Source organism: Solirubrobacter deserti (genome assembly GCF_027587175.1).
Classification (GTDB): Bacteria; Actinomycetota; Thermoleophilia; order Solirubrobacterales; family Solirubrobacteraceae; genus Solirubrobacter; species Solirubrobacter deserti.
In genome coordinates this window covers 1-702 of sequence record NZ_JAPCID010000126.1, presented here as the reverse complement: position 1 = coordinate 702, position 702 = coordinate 1, and the positions used below count along the sequence as shown (strand labels likewise).

Here is a 702-nt window from a genome sequence, read left to right as displayed (position 1 = left end):
CGTCGAAAAGCACCATTCTCGCTTCCGCTCAAAGCGAAGATCCGACCGTCGTCTGGGAAACTGCCTCACGTGGAGTTCCAACGCCGGAGGACCCCACGTCGCCGTGCTGGCTCGGCGGCGGCGCTAAGACGCTCCGAACGCTTCGTTCTGGAGCCCGGAACAACTCGGGCATCCGAAACGACACGGTCTAACCGCTGGTTCAAAGGAAGCTCCGGATGACCTACATCCCTGACGGCGATCCCTTCCCCGACTCGTGTCCGTACGGGACCTCGCCGGACAACTCGGCGATCGCGGTCGGATGGCTCGACGACGCCCACAAGTTCCCGACCGGCCCGGTTCCAGACGGACTTCTCGCGGCGCTGACCGAGCTTGGCATACACGAGGTCAATGTCACGCGCGGCGTCCACGCGTGTGCGTTCTGCCCGAAGCCCACGCAACCGCGGGAACGTCCATCGTGGATCTACGCGCGCTCTAAGTCCGTCGGCGACTACCTACTCGGACACGGCGAGATCCACGTCCGAGGAATCGACACCCAGCTCTTCGCGGCACCCACGCTCGTGGTGCATTACGTCGACGCGCACGGATACCAACCTCCACACGCGGTCATCGAGGCGGTGCTGAGGACCAAGGCCACGAACTGAACGTCTTCGAACCCCGAACCGGAGGGCAAGCGCGACCGGGGAGAAGTAGCGAAACCGTCGA

Annotated in this window: 1 protein-coding gene; it reads left to right on the top strand. The window is 64.1% G+C overall.

Features of this window, described 5'->3' with window-relative positions; translation table 11 throughout:
* The first annotated feature begins 215 nt into the window (after positions 1–215).
* A complete protein-coding gene (locus tag OJ962_RS34225) occupies positions 216–641 on the top strand; it encodes a DUF7919 family protein (protein WP_202958902.1) in 426 nt (141 codons plus the stop codon).
* Positions 642–702: the final 61 nt, after the last annotated feature.

What these genes read in the sequence shown, in the direction of transcription:
- OJ962_RS34225 (WP_202958902.1), top strand. Translation starts at nt 216, where the DNA reads ATGACCTACATCCCTGACGGCGATCCCTTCCCCGACTCGTGTCCGTAC.